Genomic DNA, 9,561 nt, shown 5'->3' on the forward strand with positions numbered 1-9,561 from the left:
TCCTCGAACATGGGTGCCGCCAACCCCGCCCATGCGCTCCTGCTTGCCGATGCGGGTGCCGACTCGGTCAACCTGCAGCGCGATCTGGATGTCGCGATGCTCGCCGCCGTGCGCGCGACGACCGCGGTCGCACTCGACCTGCACACCGACAACCCCCGTTCGACCGGCGGCTTCGTGCGCGGCTACGACGTGCCCGAGTTCGTGCGGGTCGCCGCCCCGGTCTACCTGAAGGCCGGTAACGCCGCCCAGGACTTCTCGGATGACGCGCCCACCCCGGCGGTCGTCGCGGGCATCGTCCGACAGATCCTGCTCGATCGCCAGCTGCTCGAGCGCCATTTCCCCGAGGCGACAGCCTCCGACACGCCTGAGTTCTAGGAGTACACACCATGACCCAGTGGGATGCAGCGACGCTGCAGATCGTCTGGCAGCGACTCATCTCCGTCGCCGATGAGATGGCGGCGGTGCTGCTGCGCACCGCCTTCAGCTCGGTGGTGCGGGAGTCGAACGACCTGGCCTGCGCCGTGCTCACCGCGCGCGGCGACCTGCTCGTCGAGTACGGGCGCTCGGTGCCCGTGTTCACCGGAACCGTCGCGGGCACCGTGCGCGCGATGGTGGCGGAGCTCGGCGAGCACAACCTGCGGCCGGGCGACGTGATCGCCACCAACTCGCCGCGCTACGGCAACACGCACCTGCCCGACCTGACCGCGGCCACCCCCGTCTTCCGCGACGGTCGCATCGTGGCTTACGTCGCCTCGATCTGCCATCTCTCCGACATCGGCGGCACCTCCGAGGGCGCGTTCGCGCAGGATGCGTTCGAAGAGGGCTTCTGCCTGCCGCCCGTGAAGCTTGTGGAAGCGGGCGTGCCGAACGCCCTCGTGCGCCGCATCCTCGCCGCGAACGTGCGGGTTCCCGCGCAGGTGCTCGGCGACGTCGACGCGCTCATCGCTGCGAACGCGCTGGGCGAGCGCCGCGTGACGGCGCTGCTCGACAGCGACGCGGGGCTCGATCTCGACGAGGCCGCGGCCCACATCTGCGACGCCACCGAGCGCGCGGTGCGCGCCTCGATCGCCGAGATCCCCGACGGCCACTACGCGGCCTCGATCGATCTCGACGGCTTCGAGGAGCCGAAGACGATCGTGGTCTCGGTCGAGGTGCACGGCGATTCGATGACCGTCGACTACGAGGGCACCTCGCGCCAGTCGACGTTCGGCATCAACTCCGCCTCGCCGACCTTCGGCTACACCCGGTACGGGCTCGCGTGCCTGCTGGCACCCGAGCTGCCGAACAACGAGGGCGCCCTGCGCCCCATCGCGATCCGCGTGCCGGAAGGGTCGCTGCTGAACCCGCGAACGAACGCGGCGGTGAGCGCCAACTTCCCCGCGCACGCCATCCCCTCGGTGCTCTCCCGCGCGCTCGCCGACGTGCTGCCCGACCGGGTCTCGGCGGCCGCCGGCACGCCCTTCTGGGTGGTCGGCATCCGCGGCGAGAAGGAGACCGGTCCGTTCGCCTCGCTGCTGTGCTTCAACGGCGGTCAGGGCGCCGCGCGCGGCCAGGCCGGCTACGCGACGCTGTCGACGCCGAGCAACGTGTCGAACACGCCCGTCGAGATCGTCGAGAGCCAGGCTCCCGTGCTCGTCGAGTCGAAGTCGATCGTGCGCGGCTCGGGCGGCGAGGGCGCGTGGCGCGGCGGCGACGGCCAGGAGGTCGCGCTGGTGTCTCGGCACGACGCCCCGCTCGACGTGATCTTCCTCACGGAGCGCATCGAGCACGCCGCGCCGGGTCTCGCCGGCGGCGGCGACGGCGCCCCGGGAGTGCTGCGGGTCGACGGCAGCGATGTCGCCGAACCCAAGGGGCGCATCCGCTGGGCGCCGGGATCCCGCATCCTCATGCGCACTCCGGGCGGCGGCGGATACGGCGCCCGATGACAGACCTGCTGACGACGACGGACGAAGGAACACACATGACTGACGCACACGACACGACCACGATCGCCTGGGCGGAGCCGGGATCCACCGTGCTCGCTCCCAAGGGGCGCCTCGCGCTGGCCCTCCGCAAGGGGCAGACTCTCACGATCACCGACCTCGAGGGGCAGCAGGTCATGGACTTCATCGCCTCGATGGTCTCCGACCCCGACGAGCGCCTGTCGGCGATGTTCACGCGCGTGAGCTCGGGCAAGTGGGACCTCAACGAGGGGTACACGATCTACTCCGACCGCTGCCGCCCGATGTTCCGCGTAGTGCGCGACGACAACGGCATCCACAACATGACCGGCGGCTACTGCTCGAAGTACTCGAACTCGATCCGCTACGGGGTCGAGGAGACCTGGGGATGCCTCGACAACCTCGTCGGCGACTGGCGCGAGCTGGGTCTGGACGAGACGAAGATCAACCCCGACCAGTGCATCTCGCTCTTCATGAACATCATCCATCACGCCGACGGACGCATGGAGATCGTCGAGCCGACGACGAAGGCCGGCGACTGCATCGTGCTCGAAGCGCTCGACGACCTCTACGTGGGTCTGTCGAACTGCCCGGAGGAGCACAACCCGTGCAACGCGTTCCACGTGACGCCGATGCAGGTGACGGTGGCCTGACGCGCCGCACGCCGATGGGGCGGGCCGTGCCGGGCGACCGGCGCGCCCGCCCCATCCGCGTCAGAGCGCGGGCGTGCGCGGCGGCGCCACGCGCCGCGGCCGGATCGCCTCGAACGCGGCGGCGAGGCGCAGCATCCGCTCGTCGTCGTAGGCGCGGCCGGCGAACGTGAGTCCGACGGGCATGCGGATGTCGGCGAGCAGCCCCATCGGCACGGTGACGGTCGGGATGCCGAGGTGCCGGATCGCCAGGTTGCCGTTCGCGACCCAGACGCCGTTGGCCCAGCCGGCGTCGGCCGAGGCGGGGTTCACGTCCATGTCGGCGCGTGCGATGTCGGCGACGGCGGGGAAGGCGAGCACGTCGAGGCCCTGGGCGTCCATCCACTGCTCGAGGTCGATGCGTCGGGTCTCCTCGAGTCCGCGCAGGCCGTCCTCGAGCTCGGGCATGCCCTCCCACCCGGCGCCGGGGTGCGCGCGCACCCAGTCGGGGTAGGTGACGAGGTCGTCCTCGAACCCGTCGTAGCGGTCGGGCAGCGCGCCGGGCGGGGCCGGGAAGATGCGGTGGCCGTCGACGCCGGCGAGCGAGTGCAGCGCCGGGTCGCCGTTCGCCGCGAGGAACTCCTCCATCGCCCACGCCGACAGGTCGACGATCTCGCGCCGCAGATAGGCGGGCGACACGAGTCCGCGGGTGGCGATGGTGGATGCCCCGGGCCGGTCGCCCTCGTAGTTGCTGACGACGGGCAGGTCGACCTCGACGACCCGCGCGCCGTGCGCCTCGAGGTCGGCGCGCGCCGCCTGCCACAGCGCGATGACGCTGTCGCGGGTGACGATGCGGCGCCCGGTGGGGCCGCCGATCCCCGGGGATGCCGCGGTGCCGGCGTCGGGGTCGGCGTTGATGTACATGCGGGGCACGCCGACGGTGACTCCCTGCAGGACGTCGGTGCCGTGGGCGAGAGCGGGGTAGGAGGCGGGGCGCACGGCGGACGCCGCGGGGATCGTCACCCACGTCTGGGTGCGCCACAGGTCGCCGCGCGTCTCGGGGTCGTCGGCGACGATGACGTCGAGCACCTCGAGCAGGTCGGCCATCGTGCGGGTGTGGGGGACGACGACGTCCATCGTGGGCACGAGCGGCCAGTTGCCGCGCACCGAGATCACCCCGCGCGAGGGTGTGTAGGCGCAGAGCGCGTTGTGGGAGGCCGGGCCGCGCCCGCTCGACCAGGTCTCCTCGCCGAGCCCGAACGCGGCGAAGCTCGCGGCGGTCGCCGTGCCGGAGCCGTTCGACGAGCCGGAGCCGAACGGCGCCGTCAGGTGGTCGGCGTCATACGGGCTCTCGGCCCGCCCGTAGACCCCGCGCTGCATGCCGCCGTTGGCCATCGGCGGCATGTTGGTGAGGCCGAGGCAGATCGCGCCCGCAGCCCGCAGCCGCTCGATCGTGAACGCGTCACGCTGGGCGACGAGGTCGGCGAACGCGGGGCTGCCTGCCGCCGCGGTGAGGCCGCGCACCAGGTAGCTGTCCTTCGCGGTGTACGGGATGCCCTCGAGCGGCCCGCGTCCCTCGCCGCGGGCGCGTCGGGCATCGGATGCCGCGGCCTCCGCCCGCGCATCGGGGTTCGCCACGATGACGGCGTTGAGTGCGGTGGGGGTGCCGGGGGCGTCGTAGGCGGCGATGCGCGCGAGGTAGGCGTCGACGAGCGCGACGCTCGTCGTGCGGCCGTCCTCGGGGGCCGACCGCAGCTCGGCGATCGACGCCTCGACGACGTCGATCATGCCGACGCGCCGAGGGAGGGCTGCTGCTGCGTGATGCAGTGGATGCCGCCGCCCCGATCGAAGATCGGACGCGACTCGACCGACACGACGCGGCGGCCCGGGTAGGCCTCGGCGAGGATCGCCCGCGCGTCGGCGTCCGCGCGCTCGTCGCCGAAGCCGCACGCGATCACGCCGCCGTTGACGACGAGGTGGTTGACGTAGCTCCAGTCGACGACGCCGTGCGCGTCGCGGAGCGTCGACGGGGCGGGAAGGCGCACGATCTCGAAGGGGCGGCCCGCGGCATCCGTCTCCTGCGACAGCAGGTCGACGAGGTCGCGGGTGACCGCGTGGTCGGGGTGCCCCGCATCCCGCTGGTCGTGCAGCAGCAGGCGGCCGGGCGAGGGGATCGTGGCGACGATGTCGACGTGGCCCTTCGTGCCGAAGCGGTCGTAGTCGCGGGTGAGGCCGCGGGGCAGCCACACCGTGCGGGTGGTGCCGAGGGTGCGCGCGAACTCCGCCTCGACGCGCTCGCGGGTCGCGAACGGGTTTCGCTCCGCGCCGAGCTGCACGGTGTCGGTCGCGAGCACGGTGCCCTCGCCGTCGACGTGGATGCCACCGCCCTCGTTCACGAGCAGCGACGGGATGCGCTCGGCGCCGACGAGGGCGGCGACGATGCCGGCGATCTCGTTCGAGAGCGCCGCGTTCGCCCAGTCGGGGGAGCCCCAGCCGTTGAACACCCAGTCGACGGCGCCGAGCGCGCCGGGTCGGTCGGCGTCGACGACGAAGGTGGGGCCGAAGTCGCGGATCCAGAACTCGTCGAGCGGGGCCTCGACGATCTCGACCGCGCCGCCCAGCAGGCGCCGCGCCCGCGCGGTCTCGGACGGGTCGACGACCATCGTGACCGGCTCGAACTCGGCGACGGCGAGTGCGACGTCGGTCCACGCGCGGTAGCCCTCCTCGCGCAGCGCGTCGGTGTCGCCCAGGGTGACGCCCTCGACCGGGAAGGCCATCCAGGTGCGGTCGTGCGGGGCGGTTTCGGAGGGCATGCGCCAGGCCATGGGCGTCCGTTCGTTCGCGTGGGGCGCGCGGGTGGATGCGCCTCTCGGGGCACGATACCTCCGGCCCACCCCGTAGCGCTCGACATCCGCGAGTGCTAAACTTGAGCGCGTAAGACTCAACTTTGAGCAGCGAACTTCAGGAGCATCATGAACGCCACACCGCAGCCGGGCCAGGAGGAGGCGCAGAGCGCCCTCGAGCAGTTCGGCATCAACCTCACCGAGCGCGCCCGCCAGGGCAAGCTCGACCCCGTCATCGGACGCGACAGCGAGATCCGCCGCGTCAGCCAGGTGCTCACCCGACGCACCAAGAACAACCCCGTCCTCATCGGCGAGCCCGGCGTCGGCAAGACCGCCGTCGTCGAAGGCCTCGCCCAGCGCATCGTCGCGGGCGACGTCGCCGAGTCGCTCAAGAACAAGGAGCTCGTCTCCCTCGACATCTCCGCCCTCGTCGCCGGCGCGATGTACCGCGGCCAGTTCGAGGAGCGCCTCAAGAGCGTGCTGAAGGAGATCACCGAGTCCGAGGGCCGCGTCATCACCTTCATCGACGAGCTGCATGTGCTGATGGGTGCCGGCGGCGGCGAAGGGTCGGTCGCGGCATCCAACATGCTCAAGCCCATGCTCGCCCGCGGTGAGCTGCGCCTCATCGGCGCCACCACCCTCGACGAGTACCGCGAGTTCATCGAGAAGGATGCCGCACTCGAGCGCCGCTTCCAGCAGGTCTACGTCGGCGAGCCGAGCGTCGAGGACACGATCGCGATCCTGCGCGGACTCAAGGAGCGCTACGAGGCCCACCACAAGGTGGCCATCGCCGACGGGGCGCTGGTGGCCGCGGCATCCCTCTCGAACCGCTACCTGCCCTCGCGCCAGCTGCCCGACAAGGCCATCGACCTGATCGACGAGGCCGCGTCGCGGTTGCGCATGGAGATCGACTCCGCTCCGCTCGAGATCGACGAGCTGCGCCGCCACGTCGACCGGCTCAAGCTCGAAGAGCTCGCCCTCAAGAAGGAGAAGGACGCGGCCTCGAAGGAGCGTCTCGAGAAGCTGCGCACCGACCTCGCCGCCGAGGAGTCCCGACTCACCGAGCTGCAGGCCCGGTGGGAGCGCGAGCGCGCCTCGCTCAACCGCGTCGGCGACCTCAAGACCCGCCTCGACGCCGCCCGCGTCGAGGCGGAGCGCGCCCAGCGCGAGGGCAACCTCGAGAAGGCGTCGCGGCTGCTGTACGCCGAGATCCCGGCGCTCGAGCGCGAGCTCGTCGCCGCCGAGCAGGCCGAGTCGACCGATGAGCGCATGGTCGGCGACCAGGTGACCGACGAGGACATCGCTGCCGTGATCGCCGCGTGGACGGGCATCCCGGTGGGGCGCCTGCTGCAGGGCGAGACCGAGAAGCTCGTGCACCTCGAGGCCGAGCTCGGCCGGCGGCTCATCGGCCAGAAGCCGGCCGTGCGCACGGTGTCCGACGCGGTGCGCCGCTCGCGCGCCGGCATCAGCGACCCGAACCGCCCGACCGGATCGTTCCTGTTCCTCGGGCCGACCGGTGTCGGCAAGACCGAGCTCGCGAAGGCGCTCGCCGAGTTCCTCTTCGACGACGAGCGCGCCATGGTGCGCATCGACATGTCGGAGTACGGCGAGAAGCACTCGGTGTCGCGCCTGGTCGGCGCCCCTCCGGGATACGTCGGCTACGAGCAGGGCGGTCAGCTCACCGAAGCCGTGCGTCGGCGCCCCTACAGCGTCGTGCTGCTCGACGAGGTCGAGAAGGCGCACCCCGAGGTGTTCGACGTGCTGCTGCAGGTCATGGACGACGGCCGCCTCACCGACGGCCAGGGCCGCACCGTCGACTTCACGAACGTGATCCTGATCCTGACGTCGAACCTCGGCTCGCCGATCCTGATCGACCCGCTGCTCACCCCCGACGAGAAGCGGGAGCAGGTGCAGGCGCTCGTGCGCCAGGCATTCCGTCCCGAGTTCGTCAACCGTCTCGACGACGTCGTGATCTTCCAGGCGCTCACCGAGGACGACCTCGCCCAGATCGTCGAACTGTCGGTCGACGCCCTGCAGCGCAGGCTGAAGGAGCGGCGCCTCACCCTCGCCGTGACCCCCGACGCCCGCACCTGGCTGGCCGAGCGCGGATACGACCCGGTGTTCGGCGCGCGTCCGCTGCGCCGCCTCATCCAGTCGGAGATCCAGGACCGCCTCGCGATGGCGATCCTCTCCGGACGCGTGCACGACGGTGACGTGGTACGTGTCGACGTGGATGCCGCGGGCTCGCAGCTCGTGCTGACGAGCGACGGCCAGGCGCCCGCCGCCGACGACGAGGGCGACGTCATCGAGGCGATCATCGAGGACTGAGCGCCCCGCCTCCGACGCCCCCGCGCGCCGCGTCGGCGCCGGGGGTCTCGGGTGTCGTGCGACGGATGCCGCGGCTCAGTCGTTCGCGATGAGGATGCCCTCGAGCGAGTTGCGCACACGCGGCGCGGCCTCGCGCTCGCGCAGCTGCTCGGAGGCGAGCTGCGGGTCGCCGAGCGTGCCGACCGCCATGATCGAGACGGGCTCGTAGGTCGCGGGCAGGTCGAACGCCGCCCGCAGCTTGGCGCGGTCGATGCCGCCCATCTGGTGGGTGGCGAGTCCCTCGGCGTGGGCCTGCACGGTGAGGAACGCGGCGGACTGGCCGAGGTCGTACTCGCTCCACGGCAGCGCCCTGCCGTCGCGCTCGGTCTCGGTGACGAACGCGATCAGCACCGAGGCGGTGCCCGCCCAGGCCTGGTTGAAGTCGAGCAACCCGTCGAAGAGCTTGGCGTGGGTGTCGGTGCCGCGGCGGCCCACGATGAAGTGCCACGGCTGCGTGTTCGACGCGGACGGCGCCCAGCGCGCGGCCTCGAGCACGCTGCGCAGGGCGTCCTCGTCGATGACGGCGGTGGCGTCGAAGATACGGGTGCTCCAGCGCTCGGCGAAGACGTCGAGCACGGGGGCCTCGATGAGCGCGGGATGCGCGATGGACTGAGACATGTCTGCTCCTCGGAATCGGATGGCGCGGGACGTCGTCGGCCCAGTGCATCCAACAGCATGACGCGATGAGGTGTTCCCAGGTACGCACAGGTTGTCATTGACCGATACAGAAGGATCGGCGATCTTCCCCGCGCAACAGAGCGGATGCCGCGGCATCCGGCCCGTACCGTGGGGTCATGACCATCGCGACGGCCGACCTCTACGACGAGCGCGGCGACGACCTTGATTCGCTGTCGGTGCCGTTCCAGGACATCGGCGGGCGCACCGCGTTCGACGGGCCGGTGCGAACGATCCGCTGCCACCGCGACAACGCCCTCGTGAAGGCGACGCTCGCGACGCCCGGCGACGGGGCGGTGCTCGTCGTCGACGGGGGAGGGTCGCTGGAGTCGGCGCTCGTCGGCGACCTCATTGCGGCATCCGCCGTCGCGAACGGGTGGGCGGGCATCATCGTGTTCGGCGCGATCCGTGACCGTGAGGCGATCGGCGGCCTCGACCTGGGCGTGAAGGCGCTCGGCTCGAACCCGCGAAAGTCCGCGAAGGAGGGCGTCGGCGAGGTCGACGTGCCGATCGTGATCGGCGGGGTCGTGTTCGCGCCGGGACTGCACGTCTGGGCCGATGCCGACGGGGTGCTCGTCGAGCGCTGAGGGGGGCCGCGGCATTCCCCGCCCTTTACAGCGCGGCCGGCGCGGAGCAGTGTGGAGGCGTTCGAGTTCCCCGCGCGCGAAGGAGGCGGCCGTGTTCACGACCGAAGGGGCGTTCAGCGGATTCAGCGTCGACGACGTCGAGGCGGCTCGGGTCTTCTACGGCGACACGCTGGGGCTCGACGTCGAGGTGAACGCGATGGGCTTCCTCGACATCACACTGCCCTCCGGCGGCCGGGTGCTCGCGTACTCGAAACCCAACCACGAGCCGGCGAGCTTCACGATCATGAACTTCTCGGTCGACGACGTGGATGCCGCGGTCGACGACCTGCGTGCCCGCGGCGTCGAGACGAAGATCTATCCCGACGACCAGGTGCCGTCCGATGCGAAGGGCATCGTGCGGGGCTGGGGCCCCGACATCGCCTGGTTCCGCGACCCCGCCGGCAACGTGCTGGCCGTGCTCTCGCGCAGCTAGCGCTCGCTGGCGCTTCGGCGCTCTGCGAGCGATCGCCCCACTCGCTCC

The 9,561-nt window shown here is 71.5% G+C and carries 9 protein-coding genes; 6 read left to right on the top strand and 3 right to left on the bottom strand.

Annotation, left to right across the window (positions count from 1 at the left end; all coding sequences use genetic code 11):
• The 3 genes from ABT08_RS10885 to ABT08_RS10895 form a co-directional block, all read left to right on the top strand.
• The coding region (locus tag ABT08_RS10885; protein WP_288114944.1) for a hypothetical protein at positions 1-375 on the top strand (375 nt) is incomplete at its 5' end.
• An 11-nt stretch (positions 376-386) separates the two neighbouring features.
• Positions 387-1,925 (top strand): hydantoinase B/oxoprolinase family protein, encoded by a 1,539-nt coding sequence (locus ABT08_RS10890; RefSeq protein WP_056518950.1) that lies wholly within the window; start codon positions 387-389, stop codon positions 1,923-1,925.
• A 35-nt stretch (positions 1,926-1,960) separates the two neighbouring features.
• Positions 1,961-2,593 (top strand): DUF1989 domain-containing protein, encoded by a 633-nt coding sequence (locus ABT08_RS10895; RefSeq protein WP_056206624.1) that lies wholly within the window; start codon positions 1,961-1,963, stop codon positions 2,591-2,593.
• A 60-nt stretch (positions 2,594-2,653) separates the two neighbouring features.
• On the opposite strand, the gene ABT08_RS10900 is transcribed toward ABT08_RS10895, so the two are convergent.
• Together ABT08_RS10900 and ABT08_RS10905 are read right to left on the bottom strand one after the other, a co-directional pair.
• Positions 2,654-4,357, bottom strand: a complete 1,704-nt coding sequence (locus ABT08_RS10900; RefSeq protein WP_288114946.1) for an amidase — start codon at positions 4,355-4,357, stop codon at positions 2,654-2,656.
• Complete coding sequence (locus ABT08_RS10905; protein WP_288114947.1) at positions 4,354-5,382, bottom strand: agmatine deiminase family protein; 1,029 nt, start codon at positions 5,380-5,382, stop codon at positions 4,354-4,356. Before ABT08_RS10905 ends, ABT08_RS10900 begins: the two co-directional genes overlap by 4 nt.
• Positions 5,383-5,541: 159 nt before the next feature.
• Between ABT08_RS10905 and ABT08_RS10910 the strand changes: the two genes are divergently transcribed.
• The gene (locus tag ABT08_RS10910) at positions 5,542-7,740 is read left to right on the top strand and encodes an ATP-dependent Clp protease ATP-binding subunit (RefSeq protein WP_082486290.1); all 2,199 of its coding nucleotides are present in this window, start codon (positions 5,542-5,544) and stop codon (positions 7,738-7,740) included.
• Positions 7,741-7,815: 75 nt separating this feature from the next.
• Here ABT08_RS10910 and ABT08_RS10915 read toward each other — a convergent pair whose 3' ends face one another.
• Positions 7,816-8,397 (bottom strand): nitroreductase family protein, encoded by a 582-nt coding sequence (locus ABT08_RS10915; RefSeq protein ID WP_045246690.1) that lies wholly within the window; start codon positions 8,395-8,397, stop codon positions 7,816-7,818.
• Positions 8,398-8,573: 176 nt separating this feature from the next.
• Here ABT08_RS10915 and rraA point away from each other — a divergent pair, with 176 nt between their 5' ends.
• Together rraA and ABT08_RS10925 are read left to right on the top strand one after the other, a co-directional pair.
• The gene (gene rraA, locus ABT08_RS10920; protein ID WP_056206621.1) at positions 8,574-9,041 is read left to right on the top strand and encodes a ribonuclease E activity regulator RraA; all 468 of its coding nucleotides are present in this window, start codon (positions 8,574-8,576) and stop codon (positions 9,039-9,041) included.
• 91 nt (positions 9,042-9,132) lie between these two features.
• Positions 9,133-9,513, top strand: coding sequence for a VOC family protein (locus ABT08_RS10925; RefSeq protein ID WP_045246688.1), 381 nt, complete (start codon positions 9,133-9,135; stop codon positions 9,511-9,513).
• Positions 9,514-9,561: the final 48 nt, after the last annotated feature.

Origin of the sequence: Microbacterium sp. SCN 71-21 (assembly GCF_001725695.1) — a bacterium.
In the GTDB taxonomy this organism is placed as follows: domain Bacteria; phylum Actinomycetota; class Actinomycetes; order Actinomycetales; family Microbacteriaceae; genus Microbacterium; species Microbacterium ginsengisoli.